This window comes from Methanolapillus millepedarum, assembly GCF_032594115.1.
Classification (GTDB): domain Archaea; phylum Halobacteriota; class Methanosarcinia; order Methanosarcinales; family Methanosarcinaceae; genus Methanolapillus; species Methanolapillus millepedarum.
Genome location: NZ_CP131060.1, coordinates 578,772 through 597,317, shown reverse-complemented (window position 1 = coordinate 597,317; position 18,546 = coordinate 578,772). Strand labels below are relative to the sequence as shown.

Genomic DNA, 18,546 nt, shown 5'->3' with positions numbered 1-18,546 from the left:
CTTTTTATACTTTTTTCTTTTGATATGATTCTCTTTATTGTTGTTTTCACATTGTTTCCGGATGTTGTTTTTTGGGGTCTTATTTTATCTTTTCCGTCACTTTAATTTCATTATAATAATTCTTTTGACATCATCTCTTTTTTTCTGTTCAAATCTGTTATTTTTATCTCAATTTTCTCCAATTTGTTATTTACTATTCAGTCAAATTATTTTATTCTTTAAATATAATTTGTTATAACGATTTAATTTATATATTTGTTCTATACTCATATACCTTTAAATTAATTATAATCTATTGTATAATATTATCTGCTGTCTAAACTTCGTTACAGATGAGTTATTTGGCAGATTCATGATTCCTCAAACAATAAGGGGAGAATGATTTGAAAACACAAAAAAATATAATCAGAATGATCGGGTTAATAACGATTTTAACACTTATGCTTGCCTTGGCCGCTCCGGCCGCGGCGGCATACAACAGCACCGTTACCCAAAAATGGGATTCGGGCACAACAGGCATTCAAACAATTTCACCGAACACCGGAAACGTCGTTTCTTTTAAAGTGAACGTTTCGGATGCGGATGGCGCCGGCAATTATATTTTGAACATCACGCTCAAAAATAACAACACGTCGGATCCGACGACCGGTTTTAAGTTTTCCGATTATACCGGAAAATCCAGGATCCCGACGGGAATGGAAGATATTATTACAAGCGTTACCATGAGTGGTAATACGATTACTTACACGCTGACAAATCCGACCGTCGTCACGTTGGATGTTCTGGTTTGGGCCGACGTCATGAAAGTTTACAACAACGAAGAAGTCGTCGTGGACGCGACGTTGTACAAAAAAGGCGTGTCTCCGGCACCAAATGTTCAGGTGGCCGACACCGTCACCGCAAAGGCGATTTGCAAGTATCCGGTTATGCACTGTAATGGTGATTTCGAATTGACGAATCCGACAATTATGCCGTCCAACGCAAGTACAATCGATCTCAACTACTTGTTTTATACGGAGTCAGACTGGACAACTTTCAGAGCTCAAGGGTTGTTGGTCAACAATTTGGGTTACACCTTGAACTTTTCAAATGTCACCATTACGGCGGACGGTGTTACAAAAACATATTCTCAGTGGCTTTCAGGCGGCAGTTCTCCGGTGGTATTCCGATACAAAAACGGAACTTCGGCCAATGATATGAGTTTGACTTTCGCGGCGTCTGATCTTTCGATTTTGACTTGGCAATCCCGGATGCCGTTTCAAATTGTGACTACAGATGATTTCAAATACAACGGAACAACATCTCCTTCCATCAATTTTGCAAATTTGACCGTGGATGCCAAAGTTAAAATAAACGGACGTGGCCCGCAAGAGGATCTTTATTTCCATCCGGCGGACGTATCTAACAAAACGGGAAGTTTGTTTAATTACAGCGGTACAACGACAAGCGCAACGTCAACCGCTGAAAAAGATTCCGTGACAAGAATTCGATTTATAGGCCCCATCTCCCAAATATCGTCCTCTGTGATTGCGAATTCCGAACAATATACATCCGGTACCCGTGCTCATCTTTATTATCAGGAATTGTTCAGAATCGGATTTACGGGAAGCATCCGCGACGGAGAAGATGTTAATGTTACTGTTGCGATTCCGAACGGGGTGACTGTCACTCATTTACGATTGCCGTCCAGCGACAACCGGGAAACGCAATATACAAGCATTACCGTTTCAGACCCGTACAGCCATTCAATAACATATGATAATTCCTCAAGAACAGTGAATCTTTCGGCGGACGGGCTTGAATTCCATCCGGGAGACGATGTCAATTTGACAATTACCGGTCTCTTGAAAATGAAACCGGCGCCGGGAGCATCCTATTCCTATACGTCTGAATGTTTGATTCATTTCGTCGGAACGACCAATTCATCCGTCGCCGACAACACAAACTTGCCGTTTTCCGGAACTGTCAAGAGATTATCGAATGCAATAACTGTTCCGGCTGTTAATTTTAGTGAAGTGGCGAAGGACAAATATTACGTGACGCCGTATATTACGTCAACGAGCACAATGTTGTACAACAGCATTACTGCCGTTAACGTCGGCGATTCATTTTATTTATTTGAAACTTTCAGACCGTCGCCTTATCCGTATTATTCCGCCCACCGAACGTCGGTGTCAGATCCGGATGGTACGTCGGTATATTCCAATCCGGTGTTTTACTTCAGCGTCCCGCCTCAATTTACCATTAAAAGCGCTGCATTTACTTACGCCAACGGAACAGCCGCCAAAGATTCAAACGGCAACGCCCTGAGCGTCAACCAGACAATATACGACAATGCCGGTTTGTACAAAGATATGACTTATAACGAGCAGCATGGAAAAGTTGTCGAAGTTAAAATAAAGTCGGCCGGAACGGCGCCGGACGAAAACTTCTGGTTGAATTATGCCAACTACTTGGTTAAGTTGGAATTGGAAGTTCCGGCGGACTATGATGGCGCCGGCAAAGTGACGTTTGCACCCCAGACGGTCTTGGTCACAACATGGGACAGCCAAGCGGTTGATTCGGCAACGGGCGGTTCCGGCGGTAGCAATAAAGATTTAGCGGCTGCCAATATCACCGGTATTCCGGGACTTCATGCGGTAAACGGAGCTTACAGCGGTTACTTGACGAACCGCGACCTCAGCATTTTGATTCCGAATACCGTTTCCGTTTACGTCAGCACAAATACACCCGGCGGTTATTTGTCCTACAACCCGTCTAATCCGCAGTCCTTCCCGGAACTTAAAGCCGGAAGTTCAAACGAAGACTTTAAGTTGTATATCAACAACCGCGGCGGAGAAAACTTCTCCGACGTCAAAGCCTATTACATCTTGCCGAAGAATACCGGTTGGAAATCCACTCTAAACCAGCCGCCTCAACTTGATTTGGTCAAGACAAACGCCGCAACGTACAAAGTTTATTACACAACGGACGCCGTCGAGTCTGAAACAATCCAAAACAACGGAAACTTGGCGGGAACTTATAACTGGACCCTTATCACCTTTGATTCGACTCCCGGAACCGGAACCGGAAAAGCAACAAATATTGATGACGCGAACTTGACCAACATCACCGCGATTAAATGTGAGTTTTCCGCATTGAAGAACGGAGAACATTTGACCCTTCACTTGCCGTTTAAGCTTCCGAAAGTCGGCGGCGCCGTTGCCTATGATCAAACAGCCATCGGTCAGACGTTATATTATTTCAACGCCAGCTTTAAAAGCAGCAACGCCTTTACGGGCGCCGTTAAATTGGTCAAGTCCGACTTTCCGGCTTTGATGGGGAACAGTTCCGGAACGCCAATCGCGCTTGAAATTTCAAACAGCACCGCTTATCAAACCGGAACAATTCCGAACTGGTGGGATGTTTACACGTACGACGACTTCACGGAAAACATCAGTTTGACGAAAGTCTCCGTTAAGTTCGTTCCGACCGTCGGAAATCCGATCACACACCCTCCGATCACAACAGGTTTTACAAATACCTCTTACACGCCGACAGGTCCGGACCACGTCGATGGTTATTTGACAACGGTTTCTGCCCTTGACAGAAGCATCGTCAACACATCGACGCCGGGAACGTACACCATTACGTACACGTCCTCCGAAGATGACGACAGCCAAGCCAAAGTTGCGAACCGGACCATCGTGATTACAAAAGACATCGGCACGCTGACGTTAACCGGCGGCTCAACGGACATCTTCTGGAAATCCGATATTCCAAGCGGCTCTCCAACGTGGAACGATTACTTTAAGACATTTGTCAGCGGAACCGATTTCGGAAATCCGATCAGTCAAACAGATATAATGTTTAAAGAATATACGGGCGCAGCTTTTAACATCAGCGAACCCGGGAATTATGTTCTGGTGTACAGGTACACGGACAGCGCGCTCAACGAAATCAACGCGTCGGTGAACGTCGCCGTCAAATACAGAGGAAACATTTCGGGAACCGTCACCGGGAACGGCCAAAATGTGACAAGCTGGCCGGTTGCTGTTAACAGCGGTTCTGCCACCACCAACAGCTCCGGAAAGTATACCTATTTGCTGGAAGCAAACACCACGAATCCGCTCAATGTTCCTTATTCCGTCAATTTGACGACGGCGCCGGCCGGTTTAAAAGCGCCGACCGCTGTGACCGGAACTGCCAGCATCACCAACGAAAATCCGGTGGTTAACTTTACGCTCACTCCGGTGACGATTAACGCGACTTTTACAGACCCATCGACGTGGATTGACTCGGTTTCGCTTTACTCTTCCGACGGAACGCTTGTTCAGAAAATGAATACGTCCGAAAACGGCGGCCATGATTACTTCTTGTTTGAGAAGGCATCCGGGCAGGGCTGGTTTGAAGCCGGCGATTACTACTTGGAAGTCGCGGTGAAACCCGGATACAAGACGGATATCGGAAACGATTTTAACGTCTTCGCAAGTTCAGTCTTGAAATGGCAGACCACCAATTTCACTCTCGGAAACGACGACATCGTCAAAGCCGGCGGTAACGCCGTCGATGCGCCGGTTATTTCCGGAACTGTTTGGAACGACGCGAACCAGGACAGCGTCAAAGACGTCGATGAAGCCGGCATTTCCGGCGCCGCTGTGAATTTGCTGGACAGTTCGAGCACCGTTCTTGAAACCGCAACGACCGATACGGACGGCTACTACTACTTTGTGGAATCTCCGGTTTCGACCATGAGCGGTTCTTACCATGTTCAAGTGAACTTGCCGAGCGAATTTAATACAGCGTCCGCTTTTCAGTTTGACCAAAAAATCAACGCAAGCAACAATTATTCGTCTGATTTGATTGACATTCAGACGTCCGATTTCCAATTCACGGATATTCACGCCGGCTTCTATCATAAGTCCGGCGGAAACAATTCCGGCGGAATCGGAAACGCAACCATTGTGCCGATGACCGAGCCGATGAAAGGGGAAAACAAGACGGAAGAGCCGAGAAACGAATCTCCGGGCTTTGAAGAACAACCGACTCCGGAACCGACGAACGGAAAAGTCTTCTCTCTCTTCGGATTGATTTTGATGGTTCTGTCAGTCCTTTTGGCTTTGCCGCAACTGTATGATATTTACAGAATCAAAGGCAAAGGTGAAGAAAGCAAAGACGGAAATGAAACGCCGAAAAGCGCCACCTTCCAAATCCTGGCCGTCGTCTTGGCGGTCATGGCGGTGATTGTGTTCTTCCTTCTCTACCGCATCAGCGGCGAGATGGTTTACTACGGCACGGCTGATTTGGTCTTGACGGTTATCTTCCTGGCGGAATTGGCCGTGACAGTGAAAGCCTACGGAAAGAAAATTTTCAAATCAAACACGTAAAGACATAAGTTTGAGACGATTAAACAACCGCCTCTTTGGCAGCGATTCTTTCGCTGCCTTTTTATTTTTATAATATCTGTTTTAAATATTTTTTGAATCAACTAAATATAGAACCTTTTACATCACTTATACTCTTATGAGTCAGAATATTTCTTCAAACTCTTCCCGGTCCCCGGACTCAAACCCGCCGGCTCCGTTTTCTTCCTCCAAGGAGATTACCGGGAGTGTTTCTTTTATTTCGGCCGCAAAGGACAGCGGTGTCCGTTATGTCTTTGGCGTTCCGGGATTTCCGATTACGGATTTGATGAACGCGATTTTTGACGACCCGGATTTTTCGGACAAGTCGGGATGGTTCGCCAATGAAAAAATCGCTTTTGAATGGGCTCTCGGCGCGTCTTTTACCGGCCACCGATCTCTTGTGATTGTGAAACATGTCGGTTTGAATATTTTATTGGACCCGCTCATGACGGCGATGACGCATACCATCGGCGCGGGACTTGTTATTGTGGTCGGTGATGACCCGGGCGTTTCCGGCTCTCAAAACGGCCAGGATTCCCGGTATTTCGGAGGTCTTACGGGGACAGCGGTGTATGACTGCGGCAACCCGAAAGACATTTATGAGCAAATTTGCCGGGGATTTGGGCTGTCGGAAAAAATCAAGGCGCCGGTGATTGTCCGGGTGACCGCCGACGCGCTCAACCAAAAGATGATGGAAACACTGGCGTACAGGCATAAAGGAGATTGTGTTTGTCCCATCAGTTCAGACGGCGTTCCTCAATCATACTTGTCGCCGCTTTATGACCGATCGGTTTGGAACTTGAAAATGAAGGGAAAACACCAGCGTTTCCACCTGTTCAACGATCCGGTTCTGATGGGCGAAGCGGAGCGGTATTGCGTCAGTGATTCGGTTCTTGACAATGCCGCAGGCCGCAGAAAGATGCTCCGGCCGGGGTATGAAAATAAATTTTTGGAGGGAAAATCCTCCGCGCGTGTTTCTCCCGCCGCCGGTCAAATCGGCGTCATCGCTTCAGGATGGTGTTTCTCTTCCGCGTTTTTGACGTTTGAGCTTCGCAAAGATATTGTTCTCATGAAAGTGGGATATGTTTCTCCGCTTCCGATTCAAAAGATCAAGAATTTCCTGAAAGAATTTTCACGGGTTTTGGTGATTGAAGAGTCGGAACCGGTTATTGAAGATCAAATCCGCATTTTTGGAAACGTTTACGGGAAGCGCACCGGTCACTTGCCGTTTGGAAAAATAGAGCGGGAAGACATGCTCTTTGCGGTTGAAAATATTCATCAAGATACGGTCTCAAAAGATGTTGTTTTAGCCGCCCGTCCGCAAGCCGGCGGGTCCGGTAAAAAAGAGTTTTGCCGGGAAAGCATTTATCCCGGCTTTTTTGAAATGCTTGCCGAAATCCGGGAAAAAACAAATTTGCCGGTCACCGGCGATATCGGCTGTTCCATGTACGGCGCCGCTCCGCCTCATTCCGTTATTGACGTCGCCGTTTCGCTCGGTTCGTCCATCGGGATCGCCTCCGGAATCACGGCGGCCGTTCAAAAGAAAACGATCGTGGTCGTTGGTGATTTTGCCTTGTCGCATTCCGGAATATTGAGCCTGTACGAGGCGTTGAACCGGGATGTTCCGCTTTTGGTTTATGTCATGAAAAACAACGTGGCGGCGATGACCGGCGGACAGGCTGCGCCGGACTCGGAAGGCTGCGTCCGTTTACTGGCGGGAAAATCCGAGAAATCAAAGGTTCATTTTTTTGTTTGGGAAAATGGAAAAGATCCCAAGTTCTTTGAAGAATTGAAGAAAATAAGTCTGGAAGAACTGAAAAGAGACGGGCTTTCCGTCATCATCATTGACATAAAGGATTAATTTTTTTAGAAGAAGCCGTGATCAAAAAGAAAAGAAAACAGGAAATTATTCCTGTTTACGGTTTTGTTTTAAAAAATGTCGCCGGGTTCAAAGTAGTTGGCTTCGTGTCCGCAGGACGGGCAGTTGGCCGGCGGTTGCTTTCCGTAGTGGACGTAGCCGCATTTTAAACATTTCCAGGTAATCGGCTCATCCCGGCTGTAAAGCGTTCCGGCGTTTAACCGGTCCAAAAGGATTTGGTAACGTTCGCGGTGATGTTCTTCGACTTTGGCGATTTGGCGGAAAAGCCGGGCAACGTCTTTGAATCCTTCTTCATCGGCGGCTTTGGCAAAGTCCGGGTACATGGTGCATGTTTCGTATTGTTCACCGTCAATGGCCGCTTTTAAGTTTTCTTTGGTCGTTCCGATTCCGTTTAATTTTTTGAATTCATCTTTTGCGTGCTGCATTTCGTTTAAAGCCGTTTCTTCAAAGATCTTCGCCACATAATGGTAACCTTCTTCTCGGGCGACTTTCGCGAAATAGTCGTATTTGTTCCGGGCTTGGCTTTCGCCGGCAAACGCCGCTTTTAAGTTTTCTTCTGTTCTTGACATAATTTTTTCCCTCTCTTTTATTTTTTTTGTTTTTTAATGAGCACTATCCGTTTGATAGCTTAAAAGATTGTATGGATGAATGCGCACTTTGCATAAATTAAATGCATTGGCAGCGTCATTGCAATATTTTTCCTCTCTTCAACTTAAGAAACGTTGGGATTTAAAATCAATAATCGGATTGATTTTGAGAAGTGAAACTGGAGTGAATGTTTGCGTTTTTCCCGCCGGATGAGTCAGTTTTTGTTTCTTAAGTTGACCGATCGGATTCTTGTGAATCAGTTGGCTTCGTCGACGCTTGCGACCGTATAAGCCATGTCGTCAACTCCGATTTTTTGAATGCAGTGCGTGCATCGGCCCTGGAAAATTAAGTTCGCCGATTCAATTTCAAAATTCGGGACAATAGCGTTTTCGGTAATGTAGTTGGAAAATATCCGTATCGAATATATCAAACACGGTTTTACAAAACCGGCAGTATGCGTGGTGGTGAAAACTCGTGTCAGCGTCATAGTGCGCTTCGTTTCCCACTTCAAATTTTAATATTTCATTGTTTTCCGCCATCATATTCAAATTGCGGTAGACGGTTGACAAACTGATGGTTGGGATTTCTTTAGAAACTTCCGCGTAAACTGTTTCAGCTGTCGGGTGAGATTTCGTACCGGACAAATATTCCAGTATTTTCATCTTTTGGACAGTATTTCTTTTGATCATGATAAAACCTTGAAAATAAAACCTTGAGAAACCAAAAATTATAACATTTTTAAAAACCGTTTTTATTGGTAAATTGTTATTTTACAATTGTTTTTAATTCCGTTTTTGATACGTTTTATTTTTCGTTTTTGAATTAATTTATTTATTTTTTAATCAATCTATTCATTTCTCTAATTAAATATTAATTATTGAATCGAATTATTTATTGAATTGAATTCAATTTTAACTTAATTTTTATACCATTTTTATCCGTTTTGGCACGTGGTCAGTTACTTATTAACACTCTGTTTGCGTCATATTTATTACTACAAATTTTGTGCTAGTAACAACAAGTCTTATTAAGAGTTCTTTCTATTTAACTTTAGTCATCTTAATATTTTTAAGTAAAAATTATTAATTGATAAAAATTCCTATTATATCTTATTATTTTACTCACATCTTTTATACGGATATGTTCGGGAATTTTTAAATATATCTCACGGGATGTACATATTATGTTGACGTTCATCGGTTTGGGTCTTTTTGATGAAAAAGACATTTCTTTAAAAGGATTGGAGGCCGTTTTGGCGGCGGATTTAATTTATGTGGAATTTTATACGTCCCGCTTGATGGGAACCACTCTTGAAAGAATGGAATCGCTTTATAAAAAGCCGGTTCATCTTCTTTTACGTGAAGACGTCGAACAAAACCCGGATTGGATGCTTGCCGCCAAAGATCAGAATGTTGTTTTTTTAACCGGCGGCGATACGATGGCATCGACAACCCATGTCGATCTTCGTATCCGGGCACATGATTTGGGGATTGAAACGCGGCTCATTCACGGCGCATCCATCATTTCCGCCGTCTACGGTCTTTCCGGCCTTCAAAATTACCGTTTCGGAAAATCGGTCAGTATTCCGTTTCCTTATACAAGCGCTCGCGGAAACCGCGTGGTTACGGAAACACCGTACGACACTCTCTTGAAAAATAAAAAAGACGGCCTTCACACGCTTGTTTTTTTAGACATTCATCCGCAGAACGGTTACATGAAAGTTTCCGAGGCGCTTCAGTTGCTTTTGGAAGTTGAAAACAAACGTCAAGAAGGTGTTATGAGTGACCAAATCGCAGTCGGGATTGCCAGAGCCGGATCCGACGACGTTTGCGTGAAAGCGGACTTCGCAAAAAATTATGAACACTTTGACCTTGGCGGGCCGCTTCAAATTTTGGTCCTTCCCGGAAATTTGCACTTTTTAGAAGCGGAAGCCCTTGTCAAGTTGGCCGGCGCACCAAAGTCCATTCTGAAAACGGATCCGTAACCCAAATATTCAATAAATAATTCTCAAAATAATATCCAAAATAATATCCAAAATAATATCTAAAAAATATCTAAAAAATATCAAAATAATATCAAAATAATATCCAAAATAATATCTCCAAAAATATCTTAAAATATATCTTAAGATAATTTCACAATTAAAACATCTACAATTCTAAAAATTATGACAGTGCGGTTCGAAAATAAGAAACAATTTTAAAGAAGCAAATTCTATTCTAAGAAATCTTCTCATTGGAACGGGTAAAAGGAGTAAAAAGATGCCGGCAGACTTACATGAAAAAACAATTCGGTATGAGCGCCTTTTATCGGCCGCCCTTTTAAAAGCGGTTCCGTCTCCGATTGAATCCTCTCACATGATGAATGTCGCCAAAGATTTCAAAAGGATGGCCGATTCTTATCACAAAGACGGCCTTCATTTTATGGACCAAAATGATTATGTCAACGCTTTGGCTTCTTTCAGTTACGGTCATGCCTGGCTGGACGCCGGCGCCAAGTTAGGTGTTTTTAACGTCGACGACGACGTGCTTTTCACCATTTAATTCCATTCATTTATTTTCATCCAAAGTTCATACGATCAAAAAGAAAAAAGGAGTTTTGAGTCATGCCGAATTACAATGTTTATCTTGAAGGTGCTTGGTTGGTCAAAGATGTCGCGACCGGCGAAGACGCCATCGGAATCGCGCTTGCTGAAGCCGGAAAACGGTTGAATCCGAAATTGGATTATGTCGATGTTGAAGTCGGAACCATGAGCTGCGCCGCCTGCGGTGAAGATTTCATGAGCGCGTACCTGGTTGCGGACACGGCGATTGTCGGTTTGCTTTTCCAAATGAAAGTTTACGAAGCCGAAACGGAAGAACACGCGTCCCGGATCGCAAAATCCGTTATCGGAAAGGCGCTTCGAGATGTTCCGCTCAAAGTCATTGAAGTGGATGAATTCTGATTTTTGATTTCATCCGTTTCCTTTCCGGATTGGTCTGCCGTTTCACCGTGCGGATTTGCTTCCTTTTGCCTTTTGTTTTATTTTGTTTTATTTTATTTTCATTTTTTTCAGATTCAGGTGTTCTTATGGTCAAAACAATATCCGTCACCGGTCACACATCGCTTGATTATTTGATTTGGGTGGATAAAATTGTGGATAAAAATCAATCGTCTCCGATTACCCGGTGCGAAACCCATTTCGGTGGCGGTGCCGCGAATGTGTCGGCCGTGATGGCTAAGCTCGGCGGTTCTGTCCGGTTGGTTTCTCCGGTCGGCGATGATTTTGTCTCCTCGGAATATGAAAAACATTTGTCGGATTTAGGTGTTGATTTATCCGGTGTCTGGCGGATGGGAAATGAGCATTTGTCCAAAGCATTCGTCATCACAGACCGCCTTTTGAATCAATCCACTTACTTTTATTGGGGCGCCGCCGGAAAACTTCGGGAGATGGAGCCTCCGAAAGTTGATTTTGTTCATATGGTTACCGCAGATTGTTTTTTTAACGCGAAAATGTCAAAAGCCGCCGAGTTCGTCTCTTTTGACCCCGGCCAGGACTTGGTCACTTATCAAAAAGAGCCTCTTCAAACGATTTTAAAAAATACGAACCTTCTTTTTACCAACCGGCATGAAATCAAAATGGTGTCGGACATTTCCGGTTATTCCTTTGAGGAGCTTCTGAAAATGATCGACGTTATTGTTGTCACTTACGATAAGGAAGGCAGCGTTCTTTATTCCGGCGGGAATGTTATTTGCGTCGGCGACGACATCCGAATCGGTGACTGTACGGAAAAAATAAAAACCCCAATTCCTTGCGTTTTGGCGGAATCGGTCGATCCGACCGGGGCGGGCGACGCCTATAAAGCCGGGTTTTTGGTGGCGTTTACGAAAGGTTATCCGCTTGACGTTTGCTGTAAAATCGGAGCGGTAACGGCTTCTTTTGTCGTGGAAAAAGTCGGCTGCCAAACCAATCTGCCGGACTGGAAAACCATGACTGAAAGATACGTTTTACATTTCCCGGCATCCGATTTGAATTTATAATTCCGTTTGTCTTTAAAATCCTTTTTTGATGAGGTTTTCATGAAAGTCGCGGCATTGGTTTCGGGCGGGAAAGATTCCGTTTTCGCCATCCAAAAAATGATGGCGGACGGGTACGATGTCGTTTGTATGGCATGCCTGGTTCCGAAAAATCCGGAATCTTACATGTTTCACGCCATAAATACGAGACTGGTGGCGGACATTTCCGAAGCTTGCGGCCTTCCTCTTTTGTACCAAGAAACAAGCGGCGTCAAGGAAGAAGAACTTGCTGACATGAGGTCGGCTCTTTTTGAATTGAAGTCCCGTTACGGCGTTTCCGGCGTTTGTACCGGCGCGATTGAATCCGTTTATCAAAAAAGCCGGGTCGAACGTGTTTGCCAAGAACTCGGCCTTGAAACATTTTCCCCGCTTTGGAAAAACGATCCCGAATGGTTGCTTTCTGAAATGATCGACATCGGAATGGAAATTATTTTTGTAACGGTTGCAGCCGACGGATTTGATGAACATTGGCTCGGACGGCGGCTGGACCACGCGGCGCTTTCCGATTTATTGTGTCTTCACCGTCAAAGTTATGTTCATGTTGCCGGCGAAGGCGGCGAATTTGAAACCGCCGTTTTGGATGCGCCTTTTTTTAAAAAGCGGATCGTTCCCGTCAAAACAAGGTCCCGATGGATGAAAAACCGGGGATATTTTGATATTTTGGAAACGCAATTGGTGGATAAAGATTGACATAAAGGCAATTTGACGCCGTTAAACGAAGACAAATAAAGACAAATAAATTGATTTTATGAGGGAAATAAATGCCGAATCAATCCGAACCGTCCAAATCCAGGCTCAAGAAGGCGATGTTTTTCGAACCGCTTTCGGATAATAAAGTTAAATGTAATCTTTGCGCGCGCCGCTGTTTTATTTTGCCCGAAAAATTCGGGTTTTGCCGTGTCCGGAAAAACATCGGCGGAACACTCTATACGCTCAATTACGGCATTGTTTCGTCAAAGGCCATTGACCCGGTTGAGAAAAAACCGGTCTTTCATTTTTTGCCGGGAACGTCCACCTATTCAATGGGAACGCTCGGCTGCAATTTCAAGTGCCGCCATTGCCAAAATTGGCGGATTTCCCAAATATTGTTCGATGATGCCGCATCCGGCCGAAACAATCCGGATTTTGATTTCGGATCTGATTTTGAATCGGGTTCGGATTCGGATTTTAATTCGGGATGTCCAAACGCATCGAAAAACCCGGAGTCGGACACCGGTCTTTTTTGTTTTGATCCGGGAATGTATGATGAAAAAGTGACGCCGGAAGAAGTGATTTACCGGGCTTTGTTTTTGGAGACGAAAAGCATTTCCTTTACCTACAACGAGCCGACGATTTGGTACGAATTCATTTATGATACCGCCGTTTTAGCCAAAAAAAGCGGCCTTTATGTGATTTTGGTGACGAACGGTTATATGACGCCGGAGGCTCTTGAAGCGCTTTCGCCTTTTATTGATGTTTACCGTGTGGATATAAAGGCCTTTTCCAACCGTTTTTATTCGGAAGTGGCCGGCACGCACTTGGAACCTGTTTTGTCGTCCGTTCAAAAAGCCAAAGAACGGGGTCTTTTTGTTGAAACGGTCACTCTTTTGATTCCGGGATTAAACGACAGCCCCGGCGAATTAAAATAGATGGCCGATTGGATTTCTCAAAATTTAGGAAATGAAACACCGGTTCATTTAAACGCGTTTCATCCGGATTTTCAGTTGACCGGCGTTTCATTTACGCCGCTTTCAGCGCTTGAAGGTGCCCGGAATATTTTTAAGGCGGCCGGCATGGAATACGTTTACATCGGAAATACGGAGTCCAAATATAAACACACGTATTGTCCGGAGTGCAACACGATGTTGATTAACCGCAGTTTCTCGCTGGCGGATTTTGTCAATTTGGAACGAAAAGACGGCAAATTTTTCTGTTCCAATTGCGGCAAAGAAATTGCTTTGTTCTATCCGTTTGACGATTTTTGATTTCGAAGATATGCAACTGTTTTCTTGATTTTTTAAAAAATGATTGGCGATTTTTGTTTGATCTTTCAAAATCCATCTCCCGATTCTTTGAATCCAAAAGAGAATGTGCCGCCTTAGCGCGCGCGGTGCCGCTCGCCGCAAAAAAGAACCAATAAAACAGAACGGAAAAAGCGACCGGAGGGAGCCGTCGCGAAGCGAACTTACGGAGACAGACTCCCCCCGCCCTTTGAAAAATTCCGAGCGCAGCGAGGATTTTTTTTTAGACAAGCTTTTGTCCGGCTTCTTTTCCGGAGGTGCAGTTGAACACTTCCGTGATTTTAATCCGAACGATTTGTTTCATGGGAAGCCCCGGTTTCATAGCGGCGACGCGTCCGGTCATTTCCGAATAGATGTTTCCTTTGTCAGTCATTTCCACAACTTCGCCTTTCATTTGGAAGCAGCCGGCTGTTTCCGGGCTCCAAACATAAATGGCGACATGCGGGTTTTCTTTCATATTGGCTATTGTCTTTAAGAAAAAGTTGTTCATCACATGGATGTAATCGTCCTTTTCATCTTTGTCGTTGATTTCGGCGATTCCAATCGGGATGACGTTTGGAATTCCGCTTTTAGATGCGGTTGCCAGCGGAAGGACGCGGACTTTTTTGATGTTTTCTTTCATTTCTGCCGTTAATTTGACCATACATTAACCTCCTTAAATTAAAAAATCTCGAATCAAAAAATAAACGATTCGTTCAATCGTTGCCTTAAATATATTTCATTCAGTCTTATAAAGATTCCTTTGTCTCATTCTTTTTTTCTCATTTCTTTTCTTTTTTCGCCGTTCATCATCATTGTCTATTTATAGAAAGCGTTTTGTTTTGGAATTATGAGACTTGACAGTTATTTGGTGGAAATGGGTTTTTTTAAGTCCCGCGGGCGCGCAAAGAGCGCGATTGAGGGCGGGAATGTCAAACTGAACGGCAGCGTCTGTACGAAAGCGTCCAAAAACATCACAACGGAAGATAAAGTGGATGTGGAAGAAGGACTCGATATGCCCAAGGGCTACTTTAAATTAAAAGCCATCCAAGAGCTCGCCGGCATTTTAAAACCCGACGATTTTGTTTTGGATTTGGGATCCAGCGCCGGCGGGTTTATGCTGTGCGCGCTTGAATTCATCGGCCCAAACGGACACATTCAAGGCATTGAGTTTTCCAAAGATTTCCGAACGGAGCTTGGTAAAATTGCTTTTGAACACAAAAACGCGGAAATTATGTTTGCCGATGTTTTTACCGTTCCGATTGAAAAAATCGCGACCGACAAAAATTCCAAAAATAAAAAATTCGATGTGCTGCTCTCCGACATGACGCTTGAACCCAAAGATTCCCTTTTGGCGCTGTCCCGCATGTGCGCGCTTTTAAAAGACGGCGGCCTTTTGCTCCAAGTGATTAAAATCCCGAAAAACCGGTCCAAAAAATCCATCCTGAAAAAGATCGAATCGTTCGGATTTACGGTCTCGGACGTTTTGGAACCCCAAACCCAAGAAGTTTATATTGTCGCTCAAAAAACCGGCGTCTGCTTAAAGACGGCGGCCGTTGACGCGGAAGATTTCGATGCTGAATTTGAGGCGTTTTCCGAAGATGAATTTGAGAACGAAATCGAATTTGAAGACGACATTGATACAAGCCCGGATTTTATCGACATTACGGATATGGACCTGGATGACGAAAAATAAAAACGTTGTTTTTTCTTTTCGCTTCTATATCTACCTTTTTTGGTAAATGGAATAGTTTCATTCCGCTTAGAGAGACTTTAAATGGCTGAAATGTTAAAACGAAGATGAATGTAAAAAGCGATAAAAATAGATCAGAAGCAGAATTATTATCTGTAAATTTTTAAAGGGATTTGAATGGCTGAAAAAGGAAAAAAGAAGACAACGGATGTTGAAATTGAACCGGAGTTTTTCTGCCCGGTCAATGAGCTTGCCGTTTCCGAAAAAATCAAGGACTTTTACATCCGTTCCGGCATCACGTCTCTTTATCCGCCTCAATCAAAAGCCGTTTTCGCGGGTCTTTTGGACAACAAAAACGTTATGATTTCAATCCCGACCGCTTCCGGAAAGACGCTTCTTGCCGAATTGGCGATGCTCAAAAGCATCGAAAGCGGCGGCAAAGCGTTGTACATTGTTCCGCTCCGGGCACTCGCTTCCGAAAAATTCCGGCGCTTTTCCGGCTTTTCAGAACTGGACGTCAAGACCGGTATTTCCACCGGCGATTTGGACGCCGCCGATGAATATTTGGGCGCCAACGACATTATTGTTGCCACCTCTGAAAAAGTAGACTCGCTCATCCGAAACGAAACTCGGTGGCTGCAACATATTTCCGTTGTCATTTTGGATGAAGTGCATCTGATTAATTCGCCCGACCGCGGCCCGACGCTTGAAATTATCATCACAAAGCTGCGGCGCATGAATCCCGATATGCAAATGATTGCCTTGTCGGCCACCATTCAAAACTCGGAAGAAGTTGCTGAATGGCTCAACGCTTCTCATGTTGTGAGCGGCTGGCGTCCGACGAAGCTTTATGAGGGCGTTTATTATGACGGCGTCTATAAAGCGAAAGTTCAAAAACCGGCGTTTGATCTTAAAAAAATCGCCAAAAAGCCCAAAACGGTCAAAAAATCGGAAAAAGAAGCCGGCAAGGAGAAACCGGAAGAAAATACTCATTCCGGGTTTGATTCCGAAAATGGTCTTGAAAAAGAAATCAAACAAATCTATATTGGTAAAGTTCCCGAAGCGGCCGTCTCCCTTGTCGCCGACACTATTTCCGGTGGCGGACAATGCCTTGTTTTTGAAAGCAGCCGGAAAAACGCCGTCGGATTTGCCAAAAAAGCGGCATCCGTTATTTTTTCGCTCTTGAATCCGGCCGAAAAAGAAACGCTTTCCAAAATTGCAACGGAAATTTTGGAAGGAAGCGACACGGACGTTGCGGTTGTTTTGGCGAATTGCGTTCTTCACGGGGCGGCGTTTCACCATGCGGGGCTTTCCGCCGAGCAGCGGGAAATTGTGGAAACCTCTTTTTTGGCCGGCAAAATCAAAATGATTTCATCCACGCCAACATTGGCGGCCGGTCTCAATTTGCCGGCGCGGCGGGTCATTATTCGCAGTTGGCGGCGGTATGATTCCGACAGCGGCATGCAGCCGATTCCGGTGATGGAATATAAACAAATGGCGGGGCGCGCCGGCCGGCCGCACTTGGATCCGTACGGTGAATCCGTGTTGATTGCCGCAAAAGAAGATGATGTGGAGATGCTGACCGAAAAATTCATTGAGGCGCCGCCTGAAAACATTGAGTCAAAACTCGGTGCGGAAAACATGATTCGGACGCACGTTTTATCGACGATTGCGAACGGATTTGCGAATACGCGGGAGGAACTGCTGGAATTTTTCAAGGGAACATTTTTCGCGCATCAGCGGGGATTGATGAGCACGATTGCGCTCAGTACCATCATTGACAAATGCCTCGACTTTTTAATTGAAAACGAGATGAGTCAGGAAAAAAGAAAGAACATCAACGGCTCCGAAAGTTCCTCTTCTTCTTCTTCCTCTTCGGATTTGGGTCCCCAATCTCCGTTTCAAACCGCTGATAAATTGAGCAAATCATACACCAATTTAGGCGGACGCTCGGATGCCGTTTTGGCGCCGACAACGCTTGGGACTTTGGTTTCAAAATTATACATTGATCCGCTGTCGGCAACGACGCTTTTGGACGGGATTTTAAAATCAAAGTCTTGCGGCAAAGAACCGTCTGTCATCGGTCTTTTACATCTGGTTTGCAAAGCGCCGGACATGAAACTGCTTTACATGAAATCAAGCGATTACGAATGGGTTCAAGAATTTATCGCCGACAACACCGAACATTTCATTTCCGTTCCCAAAACCACAAATCCGGCCGAATATGAATGGTTTATGGGAGAAGTCAAGACGGCCGTTTTGCTTTACCGTTGGATTTCGGAAGTATCGGAAAATGATATTTCAAAAGAGTTTGATGTCGGCGAAGGCGATATCCGAAATTTTTCAGAAACCGCAAGCTGGATGGCCAATGCGGCTTCCCGCCTGTGCCAGCTGTGCGGATTTAAAGAGGAAGTGGTTTCGTTGTCCGACTTGGAACTGCGCTTGCAGTACGGTGCCTCGGTGGATTTGTTGTCGCTTTTGAAAATCCGGGGAATCGGCCGCATCCGCGCTCGAAAACTTTACAACGCCGGCTTTAAGTCAAAAGACCGGCTCCAAAAATCCGATTATGTAACGGTGGCCGGGCTGGTCGGTCCGAAGGTGGCGGAACAAATTTACAAGGAAATCGGAATGACGCCGGACCCCGAAGCGTTAAAAAGTCAAAAAAGCCGGAAAGGACGGTCAAAATCACTCCAAAGCGAGGGTTTGCCGGCCAAAATCATGGACACGGATTTGGGAAGAACTGTTCCGGCATCGGCATCGGAATCTGAAAAATTCAAAACGGAAACGGAAGCAAAAGAGCCTAAAAGAACACAACGTCGGTTCGATGAGTTTTTTTGACGGCTGATTTTGTTATAAAAAGTTTTTATTACCTGATTGCCTTTTAATTCATATAATTATCAAATAATAAAATAAATAATTAATAAATATTTAATAAATAATTTGATAATTATTTAACATTTTCAGTTA

At 44.5% G+C, this 18,546-nt stretch carries 14 protein-coding genes; 11 read left to right on the top strand and 3 right to left on the bottom strand.

Annotated features, from left to right (window positions below):
* Positions 1 to 410: 410 nt before the first annotated feature.
* Positions 411 to 5,366, top strand: a complete 4,956-nt coding sequence (locus MsAc7_RS02910) for an SdrD B-like domain-containing protein (protein ID WP_338103099.1) — start codon at positions 411 to 413, stop codon at positions 5,364 to 5,366.
* 136 nt (positions 5,367 to 5,502) lie between these two features.
* Positions 5,503 to 7,245, top strand: coding sequence for a thiamine pyrophosphate-dependent enzyme (locus MsAc7_RS02905; RefSeq protein WP_338103098.1), 1,743 nt, complete (start codon positions 5,503 to 5,505; stop codon positions 7,243 to 7,245).
* 68 nt (positions 7,246 to 7,313) lie between these two features.
* Here the strand turns inward: MsAc7_RS02905 and rbr are convergent, their stop codons facing one another.
* A complete protein-coding gene (gene rbr, locus MsAc7_RS02900) occupies positions 7,314 to 7,832 on the bottom strand; it encodes a rubrerythrin (RefSeq protein ID WP_338103097.1) in 519 nt (172 codons plus the stop codon).
* Between the two features lie 384 nt (positions 7,833 to 8,216).
* On the bottom strand, positions 8,217 to 8,540 hold the full coding sequence (locus tag MsAc7_RS02895) for a Fur family transcriptional regulator (protein ID WP_338103096.1): 324 nt from the start codon (positions 8,538 to 8,540) through the stop codon (positions 8,217 to 8,219).
* 494 nt (positions 8,541 to 9,034) lie between these two features.
* Here MsAc7_RS02895 and dph5 point away from each other — a divergent pair, with 494 nt between their 5' ends.
* The 7 genes from dph5 to MsAc7_RS02860 all read left to right on the top strand — a co-directional run bounded on the left by dph5 (position 9,035) and on the right by MsAc7_RS02860 (position 13,871).
* Positions 9,035 to 9,835, top strand: a complete 801-nt coding sequence (dph5, locus tag MsAc7_RS02890) for a diphthine synthase (RefSeq protein WP_338103095.1) — start codon at positions 9,035 to 9,037, stop codon at positions 9,833 to 9,835.
* A gap of 277 nt (positions 9,836 to 10,112) precedes the next feature.
* Entirely contained in the window at positions 10,113 to 10,394 is a 282-nt protein-coding gene (locus MsAc7_RS02885; protein WP_338103094.1) for a DUF357 domain-containing protein, read from the top strand.
* Positions 10,395 to 10,456: 62 nt separating this feature from the next.
* Positions 10,457 to 10,795, top strand: a complete 339-nt coding sequence (locus MsAc7_RS02880) for a DUF555 domain-containing protein (RefSeq protein ID WP_338103093.1) — start codon at positions 10,457 to 10,459, stop codon at positions 10,793 to 10,795.
* A 125-nt stretch (positions 10,796 to 10,920) separates the two neighbouring features.
* A complete protein-coding gene (locus tag MsAc7_RS02875) occupies positions 10,921 to 11,871 on the top strand; it encodes a carbohydrate kinase family protein (RefSeq protein WP_338103092.1) in 951 nt (316 codons plus the stop codon).
* A gap of 39 nt (positions 11,872 to 11,910) precedes the next feature.
* A complete protein-coding gene (locus tag MsAc7_RS02870) occupies positions 11,911 to 12,597 on the top strand; it encodes a diphthine--ammonia ligase (RefSeq protein ID WP_338103091.1) in 687 nt (228 codons plus the stop codon).
* A gap of 71 nt (positions 12,598 to 12,668) precedes the next feature.
* On the top strand, positions 12,669 to 13,535 hold the full coding sequence (locus MsAc7_RS02865) for a radical SAM protein (protein WP_338103090.1): 867 nt from the start codon (positions 12,669 to 12,671) through the stop codon (positions 13,533 to 13,535).
* On the top strand, positions 13,536 to 13,871 hold the full coding sequence (locus tag MsAc7_RS02860; protein ID WP_338103089.1) for a hypothetical protein: 336 nt from the start codon (positions 13,536 to 13,538) through the stop codon (positions 13,869 to 13,871). It abuts the gene before it with no gap.
* Positions 13,872 to 14,130: 259 nt separating this feature from the next.
* Here MsAc7_RS02860 and MsAc7_RS02855 read toward each other — a convergent pair whose 3' ends face one another.
* Positions 14,131 to 14,550: a pyridoxamine 5'-phosphate oxidase family protein gene (locus MsAc7_RS02855; RefSeq protein ID WP_338103088.1), complete on the bottom strand. Its 420-nt coding sequence runs from the start codon at positions 14,548 to 14,550 to the stop codon at positions 14,131 to 14,133.
* A 186-nt stretch (positions 14,551 to 14,736) separates the two neighbouring features.
* On the opposite strand from MsAc7_RS02855, the gene MsAc7_RS02850 reads away from it, so the two are divergent.
* Together MsAc7_RS02850 and MsAc7_RS02845 are read left to right on the top strand one after the other, a co-directional pair.
* On the top strand, positions 14,737 to 15,582 hold the full coding sequence (locus MsAc7_RS02850) for a S4 domain-containing protein (RefSeq protein ID WP_338103087.1): 846 nt from the start codon (positions 14,737 to 14,739) through the stop codon (positions 15,580 to 15,582).
* A 174-nt stretch (positions 15,583 to 15,756) separates the two neighbouring features.
* Positions 15,757 to 18,417 (top strand): DEAD/DEAH box helicase, encoded by a 2,661-nt coding sequence (locus tag MsAc7_RS02845; RefSeq protein ID WP_338103086.1) that lies wholly within the window; start codon positions 15,757 to 15,759, stop codon positions 18,415 to 18,417.
* The last annotated feature ends 129 nt before the right edge of the window (positions 18,418 to 18,546 follow it).